Here is a 26,461-nt window from a genome sequence, read left to right on the forward strand (position 1 = left end):
CCGTCATATGCTAGGAAGGCTGAGCTCGGTTGCGAAGGAATGAGGGGGGACTGGAGATGAAAGAACTCGTCGGCATCGCGGAACAGGTCGCGGCCAAACTGATCGCGCGCAAACAGACCGTCGCGGTTGCGGAATCGTCGGCCGGCGGCCTGATCTCGGCCAGCCTGCTCGCGGTGCCCGGCGCCTCCGCCTATTACCTCGGCGGGGCCGTGGTCTACACCCGCGATGCCAGGCGGGTGCTGATGGATATTTCGGATGACGGCATGAAGGGCTTTCGGTCGTCGTCGGAGCCCTACGCGCAATTGCTGGCCGAACAGATGCGCAGCCGCTTCAATTGTGATTGGGGCCTGTCCGAGACCGGTGCGGCGGGCCCCACCGGCAACCGCTACGGCGACGCTGCGGGCCATAGCTGCATGGCGGTCGCAGGACCCGCCGCGGAGGTGATGACGCTGGAGACTGATAGCAACGACCGGTTCGGCAACATGCAAATGTTCGCTGCGGCGGCGCTGAAGTTGTTGTTGCGGAAGCTGGAGGGATGACGTTGCCGTTGGCAGCGATTACGCTGTCAGTACCGTCATCCTGAGAGCCTGACCGAAAAAGGGTGAGCGGTTTTGGCGGGCTTGTGATTCCTTCGGATTTGCGAAGATTCGAGGGAGGACACCGTGCCGTGGACCAAAGCCGCTCGTCTCCAGTATCAGCGCAGTGGACTGCGTTACACAAGTGATCTGACTGACGCCGAATGGGCCTTGATCGCCCGGAAGATGCCGCCGCGACGGCGATTGGGCCGGCCGCGGAAGGTCGATCTGCGCGCAATCATGCAGGCGATCTTCTATGTTTTGTCGAGCGGCTGCCAATGGCGAGCCTTGCCGAAGGAGTTTCCGCCATACTCGACCGTGCAGGGCTACTTTTACGCCTGGCGCGACACGGGCAGATGGCAGGAGATCGTCGAAGCTTTGGTTCGGAAGGAGCGCCGGAGACTTGGACGAAAGCCCAAGCCGACCGCTGCTGTCATCGATAGCCAGACTGCTTCAACGACAGAGGCTGGCGGGCCTCGCGGATTTGACGCCGGCAAGCGCCTCCATGGCCGCAAACGCCATATCGTGACCGACACCAACGGTCTTCTGCTGGCTGCATATGTTCATCCCGCCAACATTCAGGATGTCCATGGTGCTGTTCCCTTGTTGAAGAGCTTGCGAGACCACTTTCCGAGACTAGAGCATGTCTTCGCCGACCGGATCTATCGCGGCAAACAACTCGTCAACGCGCTCTCAGACTGCGGCCCGTGGACGATCGAGATCGTGGAGCGGCCGCCCGGGGTTAAAGGCTTCCAGCTTCTACCAAGGCGCTGGGTTGTCGAGCGCACCTTCGCATGGCTCGGCCGATGTCGGCGCCTCTCCAAAGACTTCGAAGGCTCCGCTGCAACGGAACTTGCCTGGCTGCTCGCCGCCCATATCAGGCTGCTAACTCGTCGCCTGGCAAGACCCTAAAACGCATTTTGAGTCAGGCTCTGAGGTGCTCCCCTTGCATCGCAAGGGGAGCCTAGGACGACGGCCCGGCTGCATCTCGGCCGCTCATCCTTCGAGGCTCTCCACGTGGCGCGTTGCGCCACGTGTTTCGCACCTCAGGGAGAGGCCTATTGCCGGCGGCAACCTACACCGTCACCGTCCCAAATGCCGCACGAAAATCCGCACCACGTAGCCCGGGAATCGCGGCGCCTCGTCGTAGAGGTCCGACGCGATCCGCTCGATGGTCTCGCGCAGCGACAGGAACTGCGCCTGACGTGCGCTGGTCTCGGTGCCCTGCATGCCCGCGAGCTCGTCCATCGCGGCGTCGCTGATCTGGCATTGCACGACCTCGCCGTCGTTCAGCATGGTGAAGCGAAAGGCCAGCCGTTCGAGATCATGGCCGATGATCTTGTCGCGCGTGAGCGGCATTGCAGGCGTCCCGGTCGGCCCCCTCGCGGACAATGCGAAAAATTGTCCGGCCTGTCAGCAAGGATGAAAGGGGGCCCCGACCTACTGGAACGCGACTTCGGCGAAACTGCGGAGCTTTCGCGAATGCAGTCGTTCCGATTCCTGCTGCTTGAGCCGCTCCAGCGCCTTCAGGCCGATCTCGAGATGCTGGCCGACACGGCGGCGGTAGAATTCGCTGGCCATGCCGGCGAGCTTGATCTCGCCGTGCAGCGGCTTGTCGGAGACGCACAGCAGAGTGCCGTAAGGCACGCGGAAGCGGTAGCCGTTGGCGGCGATCGCGGCCGATTCCATATCGAGCGCAACCGCACGCGATTGAGACAGACGGCGGATCACTTCCGGTCCGGAAATCTCCCAGTTCCGATTGTCGACGCTGGCGACCGTGCCCGTGCGCATCAGGCGCTTGAGCTCGAAGCCTTCGAGCCCGGTGACGTCCTCGACCGCCTCCTCGAGCGCGACCTGCATCTCGGCCAGCGCCGGGATCGGCACCCACGGCGGCAACTCGCGGTCGAGCACATGGTCCTCGCGCACATAGCCGTGCGCCAGCACGTAGTCGCCGAGCCGCTGCGTGTTGCGCAGGCCCGCGCAATGGCCGAGCATCAGCCAGGCGTGCGGGCGCAGCACCGCGACGTGGTCGGTGACGTTGCGCGCATTGGACGGGCCGGTGCCGATGTTGATCAGGGTGATGCCGCGATAGTCCGGCATGACCAGATGGAAGGCCGGCATCTGCGGCACGCGAGCCGGCGCGGTGCCGTTGATCGCGCCGCCGCTCTGCATGATGACGTTGCCGGGCGAGACGAAAGCATCGAGGCCGGCCTCGCCGGACTGAAGCCGTTGCTGGCATGCTTGCGCAAAGGCGTCGACATAGAACTGGTAATTGGTGAAGATCACGAAGTTCTGGAAATACTCGGGATCGGTGCCGGTGTAGTGATAGAGCCGTCGCAGCGAGTAATCGACGCGGGCGGCGCGGAACAGCGACAGCGGCTCGGGCGCGCCGGGCTGGCGCTCGAAGGTGCCGTCGGCGATGGAATCGTCCATCGTCGCCAGATCAGGCACGTCAAACGCATCGCGCAGCGATCGCGCCACGGGCGAGTTCTCGCTGGTGGTGATGGCCGCCTCGATGTTGATGTCGCGCCGATAAGCGAAGTGGATCGGGATCGGCTCGGTGGACTCGCCGATCTCGACGGGTACGCCGTGGTTCTTGATCAGGAGCCCGATCTGCTCGGTGAGATAGCTGCGGAACAGATCCGGCCGCGTGACGCTGGTCTCGTGCACGCCAGGCCCGGCGACGAAGCCATAGGCGAGCCGCGAGTCCAGACGCGCATGCGTCGCGGTGGTGATGCGGACGAACGGATAATAGGCCCGCGCCCGCGTCGTGATGGCTGCGCCGCCGACATAGGCCTCGAACCGGTCGCGCAGGAACTTGGTGTTGCGCTCGTAGATCTCCTCGAGACGGGCGACCGCTGCGGACGCGTCCGAGAAGGATTGGGTGGCGATGGTGGGAGGAGATTGCATGGTTCGACCGCCGGATTGCTTGGGCTTCAGTCGAACTATAGCAAGAACACGGAGACGCGTCAGCGAAGGGTGGATTGCACGCTATGCACACCGCTGTCATGCCCCGGCTTGACCGGGGCATCCAGTACGCCGCGGCCTATCGGTTCAATCACTCATGTCTCTGGGATACTGGATCGCCCGGTCAAGCCGGACGATGACACCGAGTATGCCGCACGAGATCCCGGATGCGCGCTAAGCGCGCTCCGGGATGCCGCGCTTTCGCGCGTCACCTCTCCCGGAACGCACGCATCAGCTGGTCGTGCAGCGGCTTCATCAGATAGGACAGCATGGTGCGGTCGCCGGTCTGGACGAAGGCTTCCACGGGCATGCCGGGGATCATCTTGACGTCGCCGAGCCGTGCAATCTCTTCCGGCGGCATCGAGACGCGGATGGTGTAGTAGCTCTGGCCGGTGCGCTGGTCGGTGGTGACATCAGGTGAGACCCGGCTGACGAGGCCGTTGAGCTCCGGCGTGGTGCGCTGGTTGAAGGCGGACAGGCGCAGCAGCGTCTTCTGGCCGATCTGGAGCTTGTCGATGTCGACCGGATTGACCTTGGCTTCAACCTGGAGATCGTCGGCCTGCGGCACGATCAGCATCAAGGCGTCGCCCGCGGTGACGACGCCGCCGACAGTGTGCACCGTCGATTGCAGCACCATGCCGTCCTGCGGCGCGCGGATGTCGATGCGGCGGAGCTGGTCTTCGGCGGCGACCTTGCGCTCGATCAGCTCACCGATCTTGTCGTTGGTCTCGCGCAGGTCCTTGGAGACCTCGCTGACCACGTCCTTGTCGATCTGGATGATCTGGAGCTCGGTCTCGGTGATCTTGCCCTTGGCCTGGGCGCGCGCGGCGATGTATTGAGCGCGCTCGCCGTTGAGGCGCGCCGAGTCGCGTTCGAGTTGGGTCAGGCGCGAGATCTGCACCAGGCGCTTGTCGTAGAGCTCGCGCACGCCGGTGAGCTCGTTCTGCACCAGCGCGATCTCCTGGTCCTTGGCCTTCTCCTGGGCGCTGAGACCGGCGATCTCCTCGTTGAGCTGCGTGATGCGCTCGCGCAGCTGCGCCTTCTGCCCGGTGCGGCCATTGACGCGGACGTCGAACAGCTTGGTTTCCGCGGAGAGCAGCACCTTGACGTCGGGATCGCCGGCGCGATCGAGCAGAACCTGCGGAAACTCGATCTGATCGAGGCCGCGCTGTTCGGCCTGCAATCGCGCCGCACGCGCCTGCGCGGCATCCAGATTCTTGGTGACGATCGCAAGGTTGGCCTTGGTGACGGTGTCGTCGAGCCGCACCACGATGTCGCCGGACCTGACCCGATCACCGTCGCGGGCACGCACCTCGCCGACGACGCCGCCGGTCGGATGCTGCACCTTCTTGACGTTGGATTCGACCACGATCTGCCCAGGGGCGATCAGCGCGCCCGAGATGAGGACGGTCGAGGCCCAGCCGCCGAGGCCGACGACCAGGACCAGCACGATCGCAAGGCCGAGCAGCAGGTGGAACTTGATGGAATCGCGGACGGTTTTGTTGGCGGCGGGCTTCGGGCCGCCGACGGCCATCGTGCTCATGGCTTTGTGCTCATGGTTTGGCCACTCCACCTTCGCTGACGATCTTGATCGGAGCCGGCGGCGTCGCGCGCGGCTGCAGCACCTGGGCGAGCACCTGCTCCTTGGGGCCGAACGCCTGCATGCGGCCGTCGCGCAGCACCAGGATCTGGTCGACCGCCTCGACGCCGATCGGGCGATGCGCCACCACGACGACGATGGCGCCGCGCTCGCGCGCCGAGCGAATGGCGCGGGTCAGCGCCTCGTCGCCTTCGGTGTCGAGGTTGGAGTTGGGCTCGTCGAGCACGATCAGGAACGGGTTGCCATAGAGCGCGCGAGCCAGCGCCACCCGCTGCGCCTGCCCTGCGGAGAGCGCGGCGCCCTGCTCGCCGACTTGCGTGTTGTAGCCTTCGCGCATCTTGATGATCATCTCGTGCACGCCGGCCTCCTTCGCAGCCGCGATGATGCCGTCGGATGTCGCCTCGGGATCGAACCGGCTGATGTTCTGCGCGATGGTGCCGCCGAACAATTCGACGTCCTGCGGCAGATAGCCGATATGGCGGCCGAGCACGTCGCTCGACCATTGATCGAGCGCCGCGCCGTCGAGCCGCACCTTGCCGCGCACCGGCTGCCAGACCCCGACCAGCGCGCGGATCAATGACGACTTGCCGGAGCCGCTCGGACCGATCACGCCGAGGCCGTTGCCGGCGGCGAGCGCGAAGGTGACGTCCTGCACGACGAGGCGCTGATCGCCGGGCGGCACGATGGCGATGCCTTCGACCGAGAGCCGGCTGGTGGGCGGCTGCAACTGGGTCGGCATCGCCTGCGCCGGCATCTGCTCCAGCAGGCGGGTGAGGCGGTGCCAGCTCTGGCGCGCCGCGACGAAGGATTTCCAGTGCGCGATGGCGAGATCGACCGGCGCGAGCGCGCGCGCAGAGAGAATCGAGCCTGCGATGATGATGCCGGCAGTCGCCTCCTGGTGGATGACGAGATAGGCGCCGACCGCGAGCACGGCCGATTGCAGCATCATGCGCAACACCTTGGCGACCGCGCCGAGACCGCCGGCGACGTCGCTCGCCCGCTGATTGCCGGCGAGATATTTTTCGTTAGTCTCGCTCCAGCGCTGGTTCATCCGCCCAGCCATGCCCATCGACACCATGACCTCGGCGTTGCGGCGGCTGGCCTGGGCGAGATCGTTGCGCTGGGCGGCAAGCCCCATCGCCTCCTTCGCCGGCTGGCGGGACATGAACTCGGTGACCAGCGTCAGGCCGACCAGGATGATGGCGCCGACCAATGCGGTGAGGCCGATCATGACGTGGAAGGCGAAGCAGATGGCGAGATAGAGCGGCAGCCAGGGCAGGTCGAAGAACGCGCTCGGGCCCATGCTGCCGAGGAAGGAGCGGACATTGTCGAGATCGCGCAGCGGCTGCAGGCCCTCGTTGCGATTGCCGACCAGCAGCGGCAGGCGCACGACGGTGTCGAACACGCGCTTGTTGAGGGCCTCGTCCAGCGCGGTGCCGATCCGCCCCAGGATGCGGTTGCGAATCATGTCGAGCATGCCCTGCGCCATGTAGAGGAAGCTGGCGAGGATGATGAGGCCGATTAGGGTCGGAACGCTGCGGCTCGGCAGCACCCGGTCGTAGACCTCCAGCATGAAGATCGACCCGGTGAGATAGAGCAGGTTGATCATGCAGCTCATCAGGCCGACGCCGATGAACGCCGTGCGACAAGCGCGCAAGGCGTCACCGAGCTCTGAACGGCGGACGCCAGGGATGGCTGCCATCAGTCTGATCTCTTTCGGCTAACGGGCAAAGCCCTGATTTCAATGGCGATTCAAGGAGTACTCGCCTCGGCTTAACATCTGTTTTCCGGCCGTCCGACGTGGTCGAATATAAACCCCGAGGCCTCTTGAGCCACATCTACCCGCGACAGCCTTCCGCGCAAGTCCGGAATTTCACAGGCTTGCGGCTTTTTCTTGCAGGGTTTCAGCCTCTTCCGGGTAAAGTGCGGCTGGAGTTCCGATCGAGCGAAGGGGCTAGAGCCGGCCGCCGCCGCGCACCAGCCGCACCATCACCAGCAGGATGACCGCACCGATCGCGGAATAGACGATCTCGGACACGAGGCCGGTGCCAAGCCGGATGCCGAGCTTTGGAAACAGGAGGCTCGCCACCAGCGCGCCGCAGATGCCGATCACGATATCGCCGATGATACCGAATCCGGCGCCTCGCACGATCTTTCCGGCCAGCCAGCCGGCGACGAGGCCGACGAACAGGATGACGAGCAGGCCTTCGTTGGAAATGTACATCAGTGAGGTCCCTCTCCGCGAACGGGAGGCATGGAACGGGAACCGGAATGAATGAGGTGAGAATGCTGCAAGGGCTCGCGCAGCGCGGTTTAACTCATCGGACTATGACAGCACGGTGACCGGCTCCGCCAGCACGCACCTCGCCGCCCGGCCCGGTCCGACCTCGACATTGGCAGGCAATTGCTCCAGGCAGCGCGGCTCGGCGAGCTTGCAGCGGGGAGCGAAGGAGCAATTGTGCGGCTTCTCGGCGAGCGAAGGCGGCGTGCCCGGAATGGTCTCCAGCCGCTGCCCACGCTTGGCGCCGTGGGTGGTGGAGGCCAGCAGGCCCTTGGCGTAGGGGTGGACCGGCGAGCGGACGATGTCGCGAAGCGTGCCCTGCTCCACGATCTGCCCGGCATACATCACCGCGACGCGGTCGCAGATCTCGATGGCGACGCCGATGTCGTGGGTGACGAAGATGACGGACATGCCGAACTCGCGCTGCAGCTCGCGCAGCAGCAAGAGAATCTGGATCTGCACTGTGGCGTCGAGCGCTGTGGTCGGCTCGTCCGCGAGCAGGATCTTGGGCCGGCAGGCGAGCGCAAGCGCGATCATCGCGCGCTGGCGCATGCCGCCGGACATCTCGTGCGGATAGGCGTCGAGGCGGCGTTTCGCCGAGGGGATGCGCACCACCTCGAGCATTTCGAGAGCCCTCGCCCGTCCCTCCGCAAAGCTCTTGCCTTCGTGGCGCATTACGCTTTCGGCGATCTGCGCGCCGATCGTGTAGACCGGATCGAGCGCGAGCGCCGGCTCCTGGAAAATCATCGACACGGTCTGGCCGCGGAACGACGAGAGCTGCTCGTCATTCATGGCGAGCACGTCCTGCCCCAGCACGTTGACCTTGCCCGTGATCTGCGTGCGCTTCTTCGGCAAGAGGCGCATCAGCGCACGCAAGGTCACGCTCTTGCCCGAACCGGATTCGCCGAGCAGGCCCAGCACCTCGCTGTTGCCGAGCGAGAGGCTGAGATCGTTCACGGCATAGACCGTGCGCTCGCCGGTGAAGCGGATGTTGAGGCCCGAGATCTCGACGAGATTGGTCATGACGGCAGCTTCGGCAGACGGTCGTGATAGTCGGTGGCGCGCTGGAAGGCGGCGCCGATGGTGAGCAGGGTCGCCTCGTCGAAGGAGCGCCCGATCAGCTGCATGCCGACGGGCAGGCCGGTCGTGGTGAAGCCCGATGGAATGGTCAGCGACGGCAGGCCGAGGAAATTTACCGGTCGGGTGAACAGCGTCAGGCGCTGTAACAGCGCCGGCGCGTTCGGACCGCCGCCGACGTCGCTCTCCTCGATCGTCGGTGCGGGAACCGGAGACGCAGGTGCGATCACAGCATCGACGCCCGCAGTTGCCGCGTTATGCGCAGCCAGTGCCGGTCCGCGCCAGCGCATCGCCTCGAGATAGGTGATGGCGGGAACGGCGAGGCCGTTCTGGAGCCGCATCAGGACCTGCGGGCCATAATCCTGCGGACGCTCGATCATCCAGCGCTTGTGGAAGGCAGCGGCTTCCGCGGCGAGCACGAGCTGGCTCGCCGACGACAATTGCCGCTGGTCCGGCAGCTCCACCTTGACGATGTCGGCGCCTTCACGCTTGAGCACAGCAATGGTCTCGTCCAGCACGCGCGCGACCTCGCTGTCGAGATCGTCGACGTAGAAGGACGCGGGCACGCCGATCTTCAGGCCCTTCATCGAGCCCTTGGTCGCGCCGACATAATCCGACAGCGGCTCTTGGCTGCAGGTGGAATCGGCGGGGTCGGCGCCGGCCATCAGGGCCAGCAGCAGCGCACAATCCTCGGCGGTGCGGGCGAGCGGCCCGACGGTGTCGAGCGATTGTGACAGCGGCATCGCGCCGGCGCGGCTGACGCGGCCCACGGTGGTCTTGAGTCCCGTGACGCCGCAGAAATGCGCGGGCATGCGGATCGAGCCGCCGGTGTCCGAGCCGAGCGCCGCAAAGGTCAGCCGCGCGGCCACCGCCGAGCCGGAGCCGGACGAGGACCCGCCGGTGATGTGCGCGACATTCCAGGGATTGCGCACCGGCCCGTAATGGGCGTTGTGCCCGGTCGGGCCATAGGCGAATTCGGCGAGATGCAGCGTGCCGAGACGGACCTGGCCGGCGTCCTTCAGCCGCTGCAGCGCCGTGGAGGTGACGGTCGGCACGAAGTCGCGGCGGATCAGCGAGCCACAGGTCGCAACGTGGCCGGCGTCGTAATACATGTCCTTGTGCGCGAGCGGCACGCCGTGCAGCGGACCACGGACGTTGCCCTTGGCCAGCTCGGCATCGGCGGCCTCGGCGGCCTTCAATGCCGCTTCTGCCTCGATCGACATGAAGGCGTTGAGATGCGGCTGCCATTGCCCGATGCGCTGCAGCAGCGCGCGGGTGGCTTCGTGCGACGACATCTGCTTGGCCGCGATCGCACGCGCGACCTCGGTGAGCGTCATCAATGCGGGTTCGGTGCTCATTTCGACACCTTCTGCGTCTGCGCGAGAACATAGCCGGCCGGCTCGAGATCGAACGGCAGCGTGCCGGCGATGGCGGCGAAGCCCTCGAACGACGGGCCGATGGCATTGGAGATGCGCTCTGCGATCTCGTCATCCACGGCAACGCCGGCAATTTGCGCGATCGGCTTGATCTCTTTCGGTGTCGGTCTCGTCATGCGGTCTCTCCCGTGGACGCGCGGCTATGGCCTGAACCCGGTATCGCCATGTAGCACGCGGCCTCGTGGCCCATATTATCCAGCGCGGTGAGTTTTGGTGTCGCATTTGCGCAGAGCGGCTCCGCAAACGGGCAGCGGGTGTGGAAGCGGCAGCCGGGCGGCGGATCGATCGGATTGGGCGGATCGCCCGTGATCGGCGGCGTCTCGGTGCGGCGATCGGGGTCGGAAGACGGCATCGCCGCCAACAGCGCGCGCGTATAAGGATGCGCCGGCCGATCCCAGACCTGGTCGACCGGCCCGAGCTCGACGACCTCGCCGAGATACATCACCAGCACGCGGTCCGAGATGTAACGCACGACGTTGAGGTCGTGGCTGATGAACAGATAAGTCAGGCCGAACTCGCGCTTGAGATCGGCGAGCAGATTGAGCACCTGCGCCTCGACGGATTTGTCGAGCGCGGAAACCGCCTCGTCCAGGATCACCAGCCGCGGCGAGAGGGCCAGGGCGCGAGCGATGTTGACGCGCTGACGCTGGCCGCCGGAGATCTCGTGCGGATAGCGGTTGGCGAAGTTTTCCGGGCGCAGGCCGACCTTGCCGAGCAGCTCGCGCGCGAGCGTGCGCGCCGCGCCGTCGGCCATGCCGTGGACCTTGGGGCCGAACGCGATGGATTCCTCGATCGTCAGGCGCGGATTGAGCGAAGCGTAGGAATCCTGGAACACCATCTGCATGCCGCGGCGGAGCTCGCGCAAGCTGAGGGACCGGCCGACGGTCATGCCGTCATAGATGATGTCGCCGGTATCGCGCGGCATCAGATGCATCAAGAGCCGCGCGGTGGTCGACTTGCCGCAGCCGGATTCGCCGACGATGCCGACCGTCTCGCCCTTGGCGACGGAGAAGGAGACGTTGTCGACGGCGCGCACGGTGCGCTTGGCGGCGAAGGGGCCGCCCCGCACGGGAAAATGCTTGGTCAGCCCGTTGACCTGCAGCAGCGGCTGCGCCTCGCCGCCGACGTCCTCGACGGGTTCGAGCATTTCGATGGGTGTTGTGGTCTCATTCATGGCAGCAGTCTCCCACCTCTCCCCATCGGGGAGAGGTCGGCGCGTAGCGCCGGGTGAGGGGGCGCGGCAGACTCGGTGGAGCGCAACCCCTCACCCGGATCGCATTCGCGATCCGACCTCTCCCTATGGGAGAGGTGTGGCACCGACTCCGCGGCTGTCTCTGTCGCTCTCATCTCTAGTTCCTGATGTCCATGGCGCTGCGCAGGCCGTCCGAGAGCAGGTTGAAGCAGATCGAGACCGCGAAGATCATCGCGCCCGGGAGTGCTGCGACCCAGGGATTGACGTAGATCGCGGTGCGCAGCGTGTTCAGCATCAGGCCCCATTCCGGCTCCGGCGGCTTGGTGCCGAGGCCGAGGAAGGACAGACCGGCGGCGAGGATCATCGAGACCGAGATCAGGCTGGTGGCGTAGACGAAGATCGCGCCCAGCACGTTGCCGAGGATGTGCACGCGCATGATGGTGAAGGCGCCGGCGCCAGAGGCGCGTGCGGCCTCGACGAAGTCCATGTTGCGCACGCCCGTGGTGACGCTCTCGGCGACGCGGGTGATCTGCGGCACGAACACCACGGTGAGCGACACGATGGAGTTGAGGATGCCGGCGCCCAGCGCGCCGGAGATCGCGATCGCCAGCAGCACCGACGGGAACGCGTAGAATACGTCGACGGTGCGCATGATCGCGGTGTTGAGCTTGCCGCCGACATAGCCGGCAACGAGGCCGAGCGAGGTGCCGATGCAGAAGGCGAGGATCACGGGCAGGATGCCGATCACCAGTGACAGCCGCCCGCCATAGATCAGCCGCGCCAGCATGTCGCGGCCGAGTTCGTCGGTGCCGAGCGGATAGCCCGGCGTGCCGATATGGCGGAGGCGGCGGATCATCGAGCCCTTGTAGGGATCTTCGAGACCGAGCCAAGGCGCGAGGATCGCGGACAGGAGGATCAGCAGCAGCACCAGCGCGCAGGCCATGCTGACCTTGTCGCGCCTGATGCGGCGGCCGACGGTTGCCCAATAGCCGCGTGCCTTGGTCGCGGGCGCAGCCTGGAGCGCGGCATCGCCGGTGGTGGATAGGGGGAGCTCGCTCAACGGCTGACTCCCGGGTGGTATTGATGCGATCGGAGCAAGTCGCGGAGACAGTGCACCTCTCCCGCTTGCGGGAGAGGTCGCGCCGAAGGCGCGGGTGAGGGCTTTCTCCTCTGGGGGGTTCTCGCGAGCGGAGACACCTTCTCCCCAGCCCTCCCGCGCAGGCGGGGGAGGGAGCGCACCTTTTGCGTGGCGACAGCTGGGCTCATACCATCAGCCCCGCTTGATGCGCGGGTCGATCGCGGCTTGGGCGATGTCGACCAGCAGGTTGAGGAAGACGAAGAACAGCGCCAGGATCAGGATCGTGCCTTGCAACAGCGGCAGGTCGCGCTGGAAGATCGCCGAGTTGAGCAGGAAGCCCGAGCCCGGCCAGGAGAACACGGTCTCGATCAGGATCGAGCCGCCGAGCATGTAGCCGAGCTGAAGTCCCATCACCGCGAGCGCGGTGGGCGCAGCGTTCTTGATGACGTGGCGGAACACTCCGGTTTCGCGCAAGCCCTTCGCACGCAGGGCCTCGACGAAGTCCTGGCTGAGAATGTCACCGGTGAGCGCGCGTACCGTGCGCGTGACGATGCCCATCGGAATCACCGATGTCGTGATCGCCGGCAGCACCAGATATTTCAGGTGTGCCCAATCCCAGGCCCAGGAATTGGAGCCGCTGGGGCCGGCGCCGACTGCGGGCAGCCAGTTGAGCTGTACCGAGAAGATGATGACGAGCAGCATGCCGAGCCAGTAATGCGGCACCGAGACGCCAGCGATGGCAAAGGAGGTCGCGACCTTGTCGATCCAGGTCTCGCGGAAATAGCCGGCGATCAGGCCGAGCAGGATGCCCATGGTGAAGCCGATGATGGCGGCCGCGATCGCCAGCGTGACGGTGTTGCCCACCGCGCGCATGACCTCGGCCAGCACGGGACGCCCCGTCGCGATGGAATTGCCGAGATCGCCATGAAGCGCGCGCAGGAGCCACAGCCCGAACTGCACCGGCAGCGGCCGGTCGAAGCCATAGGCGGCGCGCAGCTGCGCGGCGAGCTCCTGCGAGGCATCCGCCGGCAGCACGGCGACGAGCGGATCGCCCGGCGTGATGTGCACGAGCAGGAAGCACACCAGCGCCACGCTGATGACGATGGGGACGACATAGACGATGCGTCTGGCGATATAGGCAAGCACGTTGTTTCTTTCTTCCTTCTCCCCTTGCGAGGGAAGGTGGCATAGGCCGCCTCCGGCGGCCGTTTCTTAAGTCGACGCCGAAGCGAAGCTTCGGCTACGGCGCCGGATGAGGGGTATCGATCCGCGGCTACAGTCATTTCAAACGAGCGAGAGTCTCTCCGCGGAGACCCCTCACCCGGCTTCGCTAAAGCGAAGCCACCCTCTCCCACATCCGCCTTCGCCAAGGCTTCGGCGAACAGAAGGGGAGAGGGTGCACCGAGTGCGCCGCTAGCACGTCACTTCGCGATCGACACCGGCGAGAAGTCGATGAACCAGCTCTTCGGCTGCACGACGCCCGTGACCTTCGGGCTCATCGCGCGCGGGCCGACGTCATGGGCGACGTAGAGGAAGGCGGCGTCGTCGACGGAGGCCGCGTGCAGCTCGGCGAGCGCGGCGTCGCGTGCGGCGGGATCGAAGGTCTGCCGCGCCTTCTTCACCAGCTCGTCGAATTTGGGGTTGTTGATGAAGCCCCAATTGTTCGAGACCGGCGGGGCCATGCCCGATTGCAGGAAGCGCACCAGCGCGAAAAACGGGTCCATCGCCGCATAGGTGACGTTGGTCGCGTTCGAGCCGTTGGCCGAGGGGTCCTTGGCGCCGCGGCGCCAGTTGGTGAACAGGGTGTTCCACTCGATGACGTCGAGCTTCACGTCGAAATAGCACTCGGCCAGCGCCTGCTGGAGATATTCGTTCATGGCCAGCGGCTGCATCTGGCCCGAGCCCGACGCTGAGGTCTGCGTCTTGACCGTGAGCTTCTTGTCGGGACCGAAGCCGGCCTCCTGCATCAGCTTCTGCGCGGCCGCCTTGTCGTACTTGATCTGGAAGCTGGGATTGCCGCGCCAGGGATGGCCGGGCTCGAAGGTGCCGGTCGCCGGCACCATCAGGCCCGCGAGCAGCCCGTCCTTTAGGCCCTCACGATCGATGCAGAGGTTCGCCGCCTTGCGCACGCGGATGTCGTTCCAGGGCGAGCCTTCGACGCGCGAGAACTGCCAGGGCCAGACATGCGGCTGCTCGTTGGCGTAGAGCTTGAAGCCGCGCTGCTTCAATTCGGGGATCGCGTCCGGCGCCGGCGCCTCGACCCAGTCGACCTGACCGGAGAGCAGCGCCGCGGTGCGCGCGTTCGCCTCCGGCATCGGCAACAGCACCATCTTGTCGACCTTGGGCACGCGATCCTTGTTCCAATAGTTCGCGTTCTTGACCAGTTCGAGCCGCTCGCGCGGCGTGAAGCTCGCCATCTTCCAAGGGCCGGTGCCCGAGGCGTCCTTGGCGAACGCGGTCCAGGCGGCCTGCGACTTCGCCTTGGCGTCAGCGCCCTCCGCCTTGTCGTAGAAGGCCTGCCACTTCGCCGGGCTCGCCATGAACAAATTGGTGAGGTTGATCGGCAGGAAGCTGTCGGGCTCCTTGGTGGTGAGCTCGACGGTCATGTCGTCGATCTTCTTTGCCGAGGCCAGCGTCGGCATGCGCGAGGCCGTGACGCCGACCTGGCTGGCGTCGAATTGCGGCGCGTCCTGCTTCAGCACCTTCTCGACGTTCCACACCACGGCGTCCGCGTTGAAGGGCGAGCCGTCATGGAAAGTGACGCCGGGGCGCAGCTTGAAGACCCATTTGGTCTTGTCGGCATCGTCGACCTTCCACTCGGTGGCAAGGCCGGGAATCACCACGCTCGCCTTCTCGGCGGAGGACAGGTCCCAGCCGGTCAGCGCGTCGTACATCGTGAGACCGGTGAAGCGGTTTCCTTCAAAACCCTGATCGGGCTGGCCGAGGGTGCGCGGAATATCGGCAGCGGTCATGCCGATGCGCAGCACGGTTTGCGCGTCGGCCACGCGCGGCCATGCGGCGGCCGTCGTGAGAGCGAGCACCGCGATCAGTGCTGCACGTGTCTTCTTCTTAGTAAGCATCGCCTCGTCCTTCTCCGGCTTTGGATGATTAATTTTGATGCAATGGTATGCAATGCCTATGCCAAGGAGAAACTTTTTCTGCAAATTGCCCCTGCGGCGACAAGTCCTTGTGGATCGCGGGAAGGTGAAACCACGGTCTGCCTATTCTGGCATCAAGATTGCAAGTTCGGCTCCGAAATCCCTGGGAGCTTTGGACCATGCGTATTCGCCTATCGACCTGTCTCGCCGTGCTTGCGCTGGCGTCCTCCGCAATCTCGGCGCGCGCCGAAACGGTGGTGCGCTACGGCATCTCGATGGCGGACATCCCGCTCACCACCGGCCAGCCCGATCGCGGCGCCGGCGCCTATCAGTTCTCGGCCTACACGATCTACGATCCGCTGGTGGCCTGGGAGATGGACGTCGCCGATCGGCCCGGCAAGCTGGTGCCGGGGCTTGCGACCGAATGGAAGGTCGACGATGCCGACAAGACCAAATGGCGCTTTGCGCTTCGCAAGGGCGTGAAGTTCCACGACGGCAGCGAGTTCAATGCCGATGCGGTGATCTGGAATCTGGACAAGGTGCTCAACGACAAGGCGCCGCAATTCGACAAGCGGCAGAGCGCGCAGGTGAAGACTCGCCTGCCCTCGGTCGCCAGCTACGCCAAGGTCGACGATTTCACGGTGGAGATCACCACCAAGACGGTCGATTCCTTCTTCCCCTATCAGATGCTGTGGTTCCTGGTGTCGAGCCCGGCGCAGTACGACAAGCTCGGCAAGGACTGGGACAAGTTCGCCAGCCAGCCCTCCGGCACCGGTCCGTTCAAGCTGACCAGGCTGGTGCCGCGCGAACTCGCCGAACTCTCCAAGAATCCCGACTACTGGAACAAGAAGCGTATCCCCAAGGCCGACAAGATCGTGCTGGTGCCGATGCCGGAAGCGCTGACGCGCACCAATGCGCTGCTTGCGGGCCAGGTCGACCTGATCGAGACGCCCGCGCCGGACGCGGTGCCGCAGCTGAAAGCGGCCGGCATGAAGCTGGTCGACAACGTCACGCCGCATGTCTGGAACTATCACCTCAGCGTGCTGCCGGGCTCGCCCTGGACCGACATCCGCCTGCGCAAGGCGCTCAACCTTGCGATCGATCGCGAGGCGGTGGTCGGCCTGATGAACGGATTGGCGAAGCCCGCGAAGGGACAGGTCGATCCGTCGAGCCCGTGGTTCGGCAAGCCGAGCTTCGAATTGAAGTATGATCTCGCCGCGGCGAAGAAGCTGGTCGAGGAGGCCGGTTATTCCAAGGCCAAGCCGCTGAAGACCACCTTCATCATCGCGCAGGGCGGCACCGGCCAGATGCTGTCGCTGCCGATGAACGAGTTTCTGCAGCAGAGCTTCAAGGAGATCGGCATCGACATCGACTTCAAGGTGGTCGAGCTCGAGACGCTCTACACCCACTGGCGTAAGGGCGCGGCCGACGAGATGAACGCGGGCATCACCTCCAACAACATCGCCTATGTCACCTCGGACCCGCTCTATGCGATCGTCCGCTTCTTCCATTCCGGGCAGATCGCGCCCGTGGGCGTCAACTGGGGCGGCTACAAGAACCCGAAGGTGGATGCGCTGATCGACGAGGCCAAGCAGACCTTCGACAGCGCCAAGCAGGACGCGCTGCTGGCGCAGGCCCATGCGCTGATCGTCGACGACGCCACGCTGGTCTGGGTCGTCCACGACACCAACCCGCACGCGCTGTCGCCGAAGATCAAGCAGTTCGTGCAGGCGCAGCACTGGTTCCAGGATCTGACGACGATCGGGATGGAGTGAGGGCGGCAAACACAGCTGTCGTAGGGTGGGCAAAGCGCAAGCGTGCCCACCCTTTCGACATTGCAGATCAAGATCGTGGGCACGGCGCTCACGCGCCTTGTGCCCACCTTACGAGAGTTGGTGTTTGGCGCCTGTCGCGTTGACGCCCAGCGTCTCGCCAACCACCGCTGTCGTCCCGGGCAAGCGTACGCGCAGACCCGGGATCCATAACCACAGGGAGTGGTTTGACGACAACTCGGAGTTGTCAGCTCGCGCCATAATTGCTGCCTGTGGTTATGGGTCCCCGCCTACGCGGGGACGACAGCGAGTATGTGGCACCAGCGAGTGTGTGCCCCCTACTTCGTCAGCAACGCATAGGCGCCGGTCCAGCCCTCGGGCGGCGGATTGACCTGGAAATCCCTGATCCTCGCCTCGTAGAGCCTGAACAGCTTCTCCAGCGTGTCGGCGTCTTCGCTTCTACGGCCGCGCTCGATCGCATCCAGCGCGCCCTGCCAGTCGCGGCCGCGGTAGCAACCGAGCATTTCGATGGTGATGTTGCGCAGGCGCTGAAAGGCGGCCGAATTCATCACGTCCTCGCGGCCGGCGATGGCGTAGATCACTTCCGGCTCGGTCTTGCCCTTGACCATGATGAAGTCGAGCTCGAGGATCGCGAACTTATCCTTGGCGGCGAGCGCCGTCCGCGAGCCCACGATGATCGGGAAGCCGTACTCCTTGGACTGGCCCTCGAGGCGCGAAGCCAGGTTCACGCTGTCGCCGAGCACCGAATAGTTCTTCTTCAGGTCGGATCCCATGTTGCCGACCACGCCGATGCCGGTATTGAGACCAATGCCGACGTTGAGCGGGATGTAGACGTGGCCGCCGTCGGCCGCCTCCTGCTCGCGACCTTTGTTGACCTCGTCGATCTTCTCGAGCATCTGGATGGCGGCTTCGCAGGCGTTGATCTCGTGCTCGGCGTCGTCGAGCGGCGCGTTCCAGAACGCCATGATGGCGTCGCCCATGTACTTGTCGATGTAGCCCTTGCGCTCGATGATGACGTCGGTCAGCGGCGTCAGGAAGCGGTTCATCAGCTCGATCAGCCCTTGCGGATCGTGCTTGTAGGTCTCCGAGATCGTGGTGAAGCCGCGCACGTCGGAGAACATGATCGTCAGCTCGCGTTCCTCGCCGCCGAGCACGAGCTTTTCCGGCGACTGCGCCAGCTGCTCGACCAGCACCGGCGACATGTACTGCGCGAACATGCCGCGGATCTGCACGCGCTGGCGCTGCTCGCGCACGAAGCTGGCAAAGATCAGCGTCAGGTAGATCGCCGTGGTCGACAGCAGCGGGTAAGTGAAGTCGATGAGGTAGCGGTGCTGCGCGTAGAAGAACCAGGAGGTGCCGACCAGAATGGCCGCGAAGGCCGCGCCCGCCAGCACGAGGCGGACGGGACCGAGATTCGGGGTGAAGATGATGACGAGCAGACCGATGATCAGCGCCGCGATCAGCTCGACGCCCAGCGCATAGTTCGGCTGCGATATCACCGCGCGGCTCAGCACGCCCTCCAGCACCTGGGCATGGATCTCGACACCCGGCATGGCCCGGGACACCGGCGTGGTCTTGATGTCGTTCAAGCCGCCCGCTGAGGTGCCGACCAGCACCAGCTTGCCGGCAAACCTCCCGGGCGGCACAGTATTGTCGAGCACGTCGACCGCGGAGACGTAGATCGACGGATCCCGGCGGGCATAGTGCACCCAGAGCTGACCGTTCTTGTCGGTCGGAACCTCCAGGCCCTTGAGGCGGATCGCCTTGATGCCCGTCTTGTCGGTGCGGATCAGCAAGGTCGGGGTGCCCGTGACGACGCGCAGGATCTCGAGGCTGAGCGAGGGCATGATGTTGCCCTGGGCGAGCATGATCATCGGCACGCGGCGGATCAATCCGTCGCGCTCGGTCCGGATCGAGAACAGGCCGCGGCCGGCCGCGGCTCTCTCGATGACCGGTACGTTGCGCAGCAGGCCGGGGAATTCGAACAGGAAGCGCTCGGCCCCGTCCTCCCCCACTGTGGCCACCCCCGTGAACGGCAATGACTTGTCGAGTTCGGACAGGACTTCCGGAAGCCCGGTTTCGCCCAGCACGACGCGCGAGCGCTTGATCGCGTCTGCGAGGATCTGATCGTTGCTCGGCAGCTCGCGCAGCTTGGCGCGGGTCGCGTCGTCGAGATAGCGCATCTGGCTCGCGACCTGATCCGGGTTGAGCCGGTCGGCTTCGGAGAAGACCACGTCGAAGCCGATCGCCACCGCGCCGTTGTTGGTGAGGTTTTGGATCATGTCGGCGATGCGCGTGCGCGGCCACGGCCACTGGCCGAGCCTGGCGAGGCTCTTGTCGTCGATATCGACGATGACGACCGGCCGCGCCGCCTTCTGGCGCGGATCGATCAATTGAAACATGTCGAAGGTGCGCAGCCGCAATTCCTGGATCGGCAGCGGATCCCAGAGGCGCGCGCCCGCGAACAGGACCAGCAGCGCAAGGCACATCAGCCGCGCAAGGCCGAACTTCCGCGCAAACCACCGCCGCAGGATCTTGAGACGCTTCATGAAAGTGGAATTCCCTGCCCCGGACCGAGCCGGGCGCCGCGATCATGGAGCGTCGGCATGCGGTTGGCTATTCCTGGATGCCGAGGATTCCAGATTTTTTGCCACCCGAAGGCCGCCCGCCCCGCGTCCGCTAGGCGTTGTGCGTGCCGAAGATGAAATCGCTGGATTGGAGATTCAGGATGGCCACATTCTTGAGCAGGACCGTCTCCTGGGTGTCCAACGTCAGCAACGTGCCGCCGCTCTGCTCTGTCAGCGTAAGATCGCTCAGGGAGCCGATTCCGCTGAACTGCCGCAGGTCAATCTTGTCCAGACCGAGCTCGAAATCCTCGACGGTATGCTGGACATTGTCCAGCGACGATGCCGGCGCGAAAACGAACTGGTCCCTGGCGCCGCCGCCAATGAGCGTGTCGCTCGACTCGGTGGCGAAAATGATGTCCTTGCCGCCGGTGCCTTGCAGCGTGATACCCTGGCCGCCAGCCCCCTCGGCGAAGATGAAGTTGACGGTGTCATAGTGGCCGGCCGCGTCGGTGACGGTCAACGTGATCCGGTCGGTCGCGGGCAACTCCGCGCCGGGAGCTGCGCCGGTCGGATCGTAGGCGATGCCTGCGCCCTCCGCGAGGCCTGCGTTGATCTGATCGAGCGTGCCGGTCGTCGGATAGACGCTGGCTGTGCTGACGCCCTGTGCGGTCGACAGCGTGACCGTGAACGTATCTGTGCTGGAATCGGCGTCGAAGACCTGAAGATCGGTGATGATCGTGTTACTGTTCTCGTTGATGTGCTCGACCTGGAAGCCCGTGGTGTCGATGACCGGCGCGCTGCCCTCGTCCGAACCGCTCACGTTGACCGTGAGCTTCGCCGTGCCGGTCGCGCCGTGCACGTCCGTGGTCTGAACCGTAAACTCGTCCACGTAGGAGCCATCCGGCAGCGCGTTGATGGCCGCTGCATTGGGGACGTAGCTGTAGCTGCCGTCGGGATTGACCGTCAGCGAGCCGTAGAGGCCGGCAACCGTCGTCGCCGCGTGATGGTCTGCATCGAGGACCGCATAGGTCAGCGTCGCCGTCTCGCCGCTATCCACGTCGTGGCCCGCAAGTGTACCGGTCAGATCGGAGAAGGTGTCCTGAGCAGTCGTGTCCGTGATCGGACCGATGTCCAGATCCGCGAGCGTCGGCGCGTCGTTGACGCCCGTGATCGTGACGGTCACGTCCTGCGAGACATGCGCGCCGTGATCGTCGGTGATGGTGACGGTGTAGACCTGGGTGATGGTCTGGCCCTGCGCCAGCGACTGCAGCACCGCATCGTCGTTGTCGAGGCTGAAGTGCCAGCCCAGCGTCGCGCCGTTGTCCGTATCGTTGTTGAACTCGGTTACCGACGGATCGATCGTGAACGTACCCAGCGGCGTGCTGCCGTCGAAACCGGGCAGATGCGTGCTCGACGTCGCCGACTTGAACGCGGCTTCGGCGCTGTGGGTGTCGATCAGGTCGAGATCCTGGATCGCCAGCGTGCCCGCGATCGACAGCGTCGCGCATGCATCCTCGGTCACCGCCCCCGCAGCGGCGGCGGTGTCGCTGGTGATCGTCGGCGCGTCGTTGGTGCCGTTGATCGTGACAGTTATGTCCTGCGAGACGTGCGCGCCGTGATCGTCGGTAAAGGTGACGGTGTAGACCTGGGTGATGGCCTGGCCTTCGGCCAGCGATTGCAACACCGGATTGCTGTTGTCGAGACTGAAGTGCCAGCCCAGCGTCGCGCCGTTGTCCAAGTCGTTGTTGAACTCGGCAACCGACGGATCGATCGTGAAGGTCCCGAGCGGCGTGTTGCCGCCAAAGCCCGGCAGTGGCGCGCTCGAGGTCGCCGACTTGAACAGCGCCTGCGCTGTGTGGGTATCGATCAGGTCGAGATCCTGAATGGCCAGCGTGCCGCCGATCGACAGTGTCGCGCAGGCGTCCTCGGTTACGGCTCCGGCGGCATCGGTGGCGCTGCTGGTGATCGTCGGCGCATCGTTGGCACCGTTGATCGTCACGGTCACGTCCTGTGAGACATACGCGCCGTGATTGTCGGTGAACGTGACGGTGTAGACCAGGGTGATGGTCTGGCCTTCGGCCAGCGACTGCAACACCGCATCGTTATTGGCGAGGCTGAAGTGCCAGCCCAGTGTTGCCCCGTTATTGGTGTCGGTGCTGGATTCGAGCACCGATGGATCGATCGTGAAGGTCCCGAGCGGCTCGTTGCCGGCGAAGCCCGGCAGAGGCGCGCTCGCGGTCGCCGACTTGAACACTGCCTGCGCGGTGTGGGTGTCGATCAGGTCGAGATCCTGGATCGCGAGCGTGCCGGCGATCGACAGGGTGAGGCCAGTATCCTCGGTGACTGCCCCAGCAGCGGCCGCAGCGCCGCTGGTGATGGTCGGCGTGTCATTGGTCCCTTTGATCGTGACCGTGACGTCCTGCGAGACCGTTGCGCCATGGTTGTCGGTGAACGTGACGGTATAGACCTGGGTGATGGTCTGGCCCTCAGCCAGCGACTGCAACACCGGATTGCCGTTGGCGAGGCTGAAGTGCCAGCCCAGCGTTGCCCCGTTACTGGTATCGGTGTTGGATTCGAGCACCGACGGATCGATCGTGAAGGTGCCGATCTTCGTGGTGTTGTCGACGAACCCGGGCAGATGTCCGCTCGAGGTCGACGACTTGAACGTGACCTGCGCCGTGTGCGTGTCGATCAGGTCGAGGTCCTGAATCGCGAGCGTGCCGCCGGCCGTCAGCGTCGCGCCGGTATCCTCGGTCACGGCACCCTTGGCCGCCCCGGAAACGCTCGTGATGGTCGGCGCATCGTTCGTGCCGGTGATGACCACCGTGACGTCCTGGGTGACGGTCCCGCCGTGGTGATCGTCGACTTTGACGGTGTAGACCTGCGTGATGGTCTGCCCCTCGGCCAACGACTGGAGCACCGGATCGTTGTCGTTGAGGGTGAAGGTCCAGCCGAGCGACCCACGGGAGCTCGCGCCCGGGCTCTGAATCACTGCCCCGAGCGCAAACGTGCCGACATGCGAAGTGCCATTGCTGAAACCGGGCAGATGCGCGTTCGACGTCGTCGACTTCAGAACGAAGCTCGCGGTGTGCGTATCGGTGAGATCGGGGTCGTTGAAAGCAATGGTGCCGTCCGCCGTCAGGCTCTCCCCATCCTCCGTCACAGCGCCGGTAGCAAACGTCTCGTCTTGGACGATCGTCGGCAGGTCGTTGGTGCCCTCGACGTTGACGTCGGCACCATCGATCGACAGCGTGAGCGGCGTGCTGACGACGCCGCCATGACCATCGTCGACCTGCACAACGTAATTGAGGATCAGCTTCTCGTGCTCGCCGAGGAAGTCGAACAGATGATCGGGAACGCTGTAGGTCCAGGTGGCCGTACCGTTGTTGCCGTTCGCGGCACCTTGAACCACGGTCAAGGGCACCTTGACGGCAGCGATCGCGGCGAGCTGCGCCGGCGTCAACGTCGCGGTGATGTCGTTGCCTTCGGAGTCGAGATACTTGAACGGTTGGGTGGACGAGAGTTCCGCGCTGACGATCGGCCGGTCGGTCAGATCGACGTCCGTGAAGGTGACCGTGCCGGTGATGGTGCTGAGAGCTTGGTTTCCGGTCCCGACCAACTCGATCACCGTGCCGCCTGACGTCGCAACGGTCGGCTTGTCGTTCGTCCCCGTGATCGTGATGGTGATCGGGACGAACTTGCTCTCGGGGCTCACCGTGAAATTGGTGTCGACGCGGACCATGTAGGTCAGGGTCAGCGTCTCGCCGGCCGCGAGGAAGTCGAAGACCTTGTCGGGGATCGTGTAGGTCCAGACCGCCGAGCCGTTGTTCTGGTTGCCGGGGTCGGCGACCACATTGATCTGGATCTGCGTCGCCGCGATGGCCTGCTTCTGGAGCGCGGAAAGCGAGCTGGTGACGTCGGTCTGGCCGGCGTTCTTGTAGGCAAAATTCGGGGCGGCGGCGAGACTGATGCTCACCGTCGGCCGGTCGCCGAGGTTTTGATCGACGAACCTGATGATGCCGGAAATCGTATCGGCCTGCGTGTCGCCGGTCGTGCCCGCGCGCTCGGTCAGCCCGAACGCCGTCTTCACGTTGCCGGCAGCGTCGAAGCTCTGCACGATCGGCTGGCCGGGAATGCGCACGATGGGCGGCGTCGAGGGGCCGGGCTTGTCCGATGTCTGCAAATTGAGGTTGACGAGGGTCGCGGTCACGATGGCGCCGGACCCCGACTTGAACACCAGGTCCTGGCTGAACGGCGTGATCGTGTCGGTGAAGTTCGTTGTCAGCTTGGTGTTGGTGTTGTTGTCGGTGAACTTCAGCGTGAACACGTCCGTGATCAACTTCTGAACGTCCGGCGACATCAGCGCGTTGGTGATCGAGACGTTGCCGCCGCTGATCTGGATCATCTGGCCGGCCTGGTTGACCGTCGCGATCGGCAGCAGGGTGACCTTGTCGAACAGGATGTAGGAGCCGGTCGTGCCGTTCGGCTCCACCAGCACCTGGAAGCTCGCCTGCGGCTGCGGATCGCCGCCGCCGGCGGGAACCACGAAGTTGATCTGGGTCAGCACCGCGGTGCCGCGGATGCCCATGGTGGCGACCGGCGTGTCGACCTTCATGTCGCCGTGCTTGGCGGTCTCGCCGGCGACGAAGGTGATGGTGCCGGCGATGAGGCTGAGCAGCGAGGAGTTGCTCGACCCGTTGGGGTCGTAGACCATCTCGTTCAGCACCATCCGCGCATTGGAGGACAGGCCGAACACGGTGCCGTCGATGAAGGTAATGCCGAGCGTCGAATCGGCTCCGGTCGAGACCACGTCGCCCTTCTCGACGTTGTCGCCGTTGTTGAGGATAACCGAGACGCCGTTACGGATCGCGGTCGCGCTGCCCACGAGCTTGGTGACGTGACCGATGACCTGAGCGGCAGAGGCGCCGGGCGCGGCCTGGGCAACTTGAACATGGCCGGTGAGGGCGTTGACGACGTCGCCGCTGAGGTGGGCGCCGTCGGGCGAGGCGATCGCCGCACGCTTTTCGCCCCGGAAATAATCGTGAACCACGTACTCATGGCCGTCGTGGGACAGCACGAGATCAAGACCGGTTCGCTTGAACTCGCCGTTGAAGATCAGATTAGGGTCGGGAACGACGAATGCGCCATCCGGCACGAGGCCATTCGCCTTCGCGATAAAGGATTTGGCCGACAAGGAATCGGCAGCGATAGAGGCAGGCGAGCTGGAACCCTGGCCGTCCAGCGACGTCGCGGCGTCAAATTTGCCAGCGTAATTCAACCGGGCACCGTGAAATGGGTTAAAATTTAAGTAAGTATCGACCGCCAAAGCTTGCTTAGCATTACCAAGTCCTTAGTGAAACCATCTATTGCTTGTGTGATTTCGTGTCACTTGGCTGAAAGAACCGCTGCAGGGCGGGGCTTCCTTAGAGAAGCGGAAGTCGTCATTGAAGAATTCCGCAGTCGAAAGAAGCTTAGATGCCGGCATTTCCCCTCGCCCCAAGTCGTCTAAAGTAAAGAAGACAAAACAGATACTTGTTTTATCTTTTCCTGATGATGCTCTGCAGCATCCTGCGGCAAATACGGAGCTAAATCTGTGACCTAACTAACAGATCCCGTGAAATAGCGGGCTGTTAGCCATAGGGAACAAAATCAGCGGCGGTCGCAACTTGTGCCTGCAACCGGCTCCATTTCGCGGCAGGAAGCGCCCTCCTAGCCTCGGAATCGTAAAATTTGACGCAATTCAGACGAGCCTGGTTCAGCCTGTCACCCGGTTTTGATACCCCTGCCGCCCGCGTTAAGCAGACCAAAACGGCCCGTCACGCACTATCTCCGCGAAAGCAACAAGCCCGGCACGTCGAGATCGAGGGGGATCTCGCGAAGCCTGGAAGGGGATGTCAGATGGAGACCGCAGCTCGCTCGCGCGCCTTTCGCGCAATCCTTGTCTTGTGCGGCTTGATCCTGCTCGGATCGGCCGCGGAGCTTCGCGCCGGCACGCTGCTGTCGCCGGGCGCCGGCGTCCTCGTGCGCAAATCCGCCGAACCTTTCGGGGTGTTCGCCTTCGCCATCTCGTCGGGCGGCCTGCAGCAAAAATGGTCCGCGCTGAAGCACAGGCTCGACGACGACATGGTGCAGCTCGCACTATGCGACGGCGACCGGGACAATTGCGTCTCGCCCGCAGCCCTGAAACTGCTCGCCATCGTCGACCAGGCCCGCGCCCGCGACGGCCGCGCGCGCCTCGGCGAGGCCAACCGCGCCGTCAACCTCGCCATCCACGCCGCCGATGACGGCACCGACGACGTCTGGAGCTCGCCGCTCTCGACCTTCGCGCGCGGCGCCGGCGATTGCGAGGACTATGCTATCGCCAAGCTGGCCGCGCTGCGGCTGGCCGGGGTGGCCCCTGAAGATCTCCGCATCGTGGTGGTGCGCGACATCCGCGCCGGCGAGGATCATGCGGTTGCCGCTGCCCGGCTCGACGGCCAGTGGCTGATGCTCGACAACCGCCGCATGGCGATGGTCGGGGATGACGCAACGCGGAGCTACCAGCCGCTGTTCGTGCTCCACCAGTCGGCGGTGATGAAATACGTCGACGAGCCGATCCAGGTCTCGATGGCCTCCGAGGCGCGTTGATCGCGCGCAGCCTGGGTGGAGCACAGCGAAATCCGGGACTCTGAGCACTCGCACCGCCCCCGGATCAGGCTTGCGCTCCGTCCGGGCTACAGACATCCCACTTCCCAGAAACCCATTTCACCGCGCAAGACCACACGCTAGCATAGTGCCTTCCGTGCGGGGGCGAGTGG

The 26,461-nt window shown here is 64.8% G+C and carries 18 protein-coding genes; 4 read left to right on the forward strand and 14 right to left on the reverse strand.

Annotated elements, in window-relative coordinates:
* The first annotated feature begins 56 nt into the window (after nt 1-56).
* Both AC3WLX_RS17950 and AC3WLX_RS17955 read left to right on the forward strand, forming a co-directional pair.
* Nucleotides 57-539 (forward strand): CinA family protein, encoded by a 483-nt coding sequence (locus AC3WLX_RS17950; protein WP_291621972.1) that lies wholly within the window; start codon nt 57-59, stop codon nt 537-539.
* Nucleotides 540-662: 123 nt separating this feature from the next.
* Nucleotides 663-1,487 (forward strand): IS5 family transposase, encoded by an 825-nt coding sequence (locus AC3WLX_RS17955; protein ID WP_291624818.1) that lies wholly within the window; start codon nt 663-665, stop codon nt 1,485-1,487.
* Nucleotides 1,488-1,658: 171 nt separating this feature from the next.
* Here the strand turns inward: AC3WLX_RS17955 and AC3WLX_RS17960 are convergent, their stop codons facing one another.
* The 12 genes from AC3WLX_RS17960 to AC3WLX_RS18015 form a co-directional block, all read right to left on the reverse strand.
* Nucleotides 1,659-1,934: a DUF1488 family protein gene (locus AC3WLX_RS17960; protein ID WP_492336936.1), complete on the reverse strand. Its 276-nt coding sequence runs from the start codon at nt 1,932-1,934 to the stop codon at nt 1,659-1,661.
* Between the two features lie 81 nt (nt 1,935-2,015).
* Nucleotides 2,016-3,485, reverse strand: a complete 1,470-nt coding sequence (locus tag AC3WLX_RS17965) for an AMP nucleosidase (protein ID WP_492336937.1) — start codon at nt 3,483-3,485, stop codon at nt 2,016-2,018.
* Between the two features lie 265 nt (nt 3,486-3,750).
* Complete coding sequence (locus AC3WLX_RS17970; RefSeq protein ID WP_492336938.1) at nt 3,751-5,085, reverse strand: HlyD family type I secretion periplasmic adaptor subunit; 1,335 nt, start codon at nt 5,083-5,085, stop codon at nt 3,751-3,753.
* 10 nt (nt 5,086-5,095) lie between these two features.
* The gene (locus tag AC3WLX_RS17975) at nt 5,096-6,844 is read right to left on the reverse strand and encodes a type I secretion system permease/ATPase (RefSeq protein ID WP_291621980.1); all 1,749 of its coding nucleotides are present in this window, start codon (nt 6,842-6,844) and stop codon (nt 5,096-5,098) included.
* Nucleotides 6,845-7,096: 252 nt separating this feature from the next.
* On the reverse strand, nt 7,097-7,366 hold the full coding sequence (locus AC3WLX_RS17980) for a GlsB/YeaQ/YmgE family stress response membrane protein (protein ID WP_492336939.1): 270 nt from the start codon (nt 7,364-7,366) through the stop codon (nt 7,097-7,099).
* 102 nt (nt 7,367-7,468) lie between these two features.
* Nucleotides 7,469-8,446: an ABC transporter ATP-binding protein gene (locus AC3WLX_RS17985; RefSeq protein WP_492336940.1), complete on the reverse strand. Its 978-nt coding sequence runs from the start codon at nt 8,444-8,446 to the stop codon at nt 7,469-7,471.
* Nucleotides 8,443-9,858: an amidase gene (locus AC3WLX_RS17990; RefSeq protein ID WP_492336941.1), complete on the reverse strand. Its 1,416-nt coding sequence runs from the start codon at nt 9,856-9,858 to the stop codon at nt 8,443-8,445. Before AC3WLX_RS17990 ends, AC3WLX_RS17985 begins: the two co-directional genes overlap by 4 nt.
* Nucleotides 9,855-10,052, reverse strand: a complete 198-nt coding sequence (locus tag AC3WLX_RS17995) for a hypothetical protein (RefSeq protein ID WP_492336942.1) — start codon at nt 10,050-10,052, stop codon at nt 9,855-9,857. Before AC3WLX_RS17995 ends, AC3WLX_RS17990 begins: the two co-directional genes overlap by 4 nt.
* Entirely contained in the window at nt 10,049-11,110 is a 1,062-nt protein-coding gene (locus AC3WLX_RS18000) for an ABC transporter ATP-binding protein (protein WP_492336943.1), read from the reverse strand. The genes AC3WLX_RS17995 and AC3WLX_RS18000 overlap by 4 nt, the downstream gene beginning before the upstream one ends.
* A 175-nt stretch (nt 11,111-11,285) precedes the next feature.
* Entirely contained in the window at nt 11,286-12,188 is a 903-nt protein-coding gene (locus tag AC3WLX_RS18005) for an ABC transporter permease (protein WP_492336944.1), read from the reverse strand.
* 210 nt (nt 12,189-12,398) lie between these two features.
* Entirely contained in the window at nt 12,399-13,352 is a 954-nt protein-coding gene (locus AC3WLX_RS18010; protein ID WP_100232268.1) for an ABC transporter permease, read from the reverse strand.
* Between the two features lie 275 nt (nt 13,353-13,627).
* Entirely contained in the window at nt 13,628-15,286 is a 1,659-nt protein-coding gene (locus AC3WLX_RS18015; protein ID WP_291624400.1) for an ABC transporter substrate-binding protein, read from the reverse strand.
* 197 nt (nt 15,287-15,483) lie between these two features.
* Here AC3WLX_RS18015 and AC3WLX_RS18020 point away from each other — a divergent pair, with 197 nt between their 5' ends.
* A complete protein-coding gene (locus AC3WLX_RS18020) occupies nt 15,484-17,079 on the forward strand; it encodes an ABC transporter substrate-binding protein (RefSeq protein ID WP_492336945.1) in 1,596 nt (531 codons plus the stop codon).
* Nucleotides 17,080-17,414: 335 nt separating this feature from the next.
* Here AC3WLX_RS18020 and AC3WLX_RS18025 read toward each other — a convergent pair whose 3' ends face one another.
* A complete protein-coding gene (locus tag AC3WLX_RS18025) occupies nt 17,415-19,646 on the reverse strand; it encodes a CHASE2 domain-containing protein (RefSeq protein WP_492336946.1) in 2,232 nt (743 codons plus the stop codon).
* Between the two features lie 130 nt (nt 19,647-19,776).
* A complete protein-coding gene (locus AC3WLX_RS18030; protein ID WP_492336947.1) occupies nt 19,777-24,819 on the reverse strand; it encodes a VCBS domain-containing protein in 5,043 nt (1,680 codons plus the stop codon).
* A gap of 743 nt (nt 24,820-25,562) precedes the next feature.
* Here AC3WLX_RS18030 and AC3WLX_RS18035 point away from each other — a divergent pair.
* Complete coding sequence (locus AC3WLX_RS18035) at nt 25,563-26,291, forward strand: transglutaminase-like cysteine peptidase (RefSeq protein WP_492336948.1); 729 nt, start codon at nt 25,563-25,565, stop codon at nt 26,289-26,291.
* Nucleotides 26,292-26,461: the final 170 nt, after the last annotated feature.

Source organism: Bradyrhizobium sp. FW305-F6, from assembly GCF_058782905.1.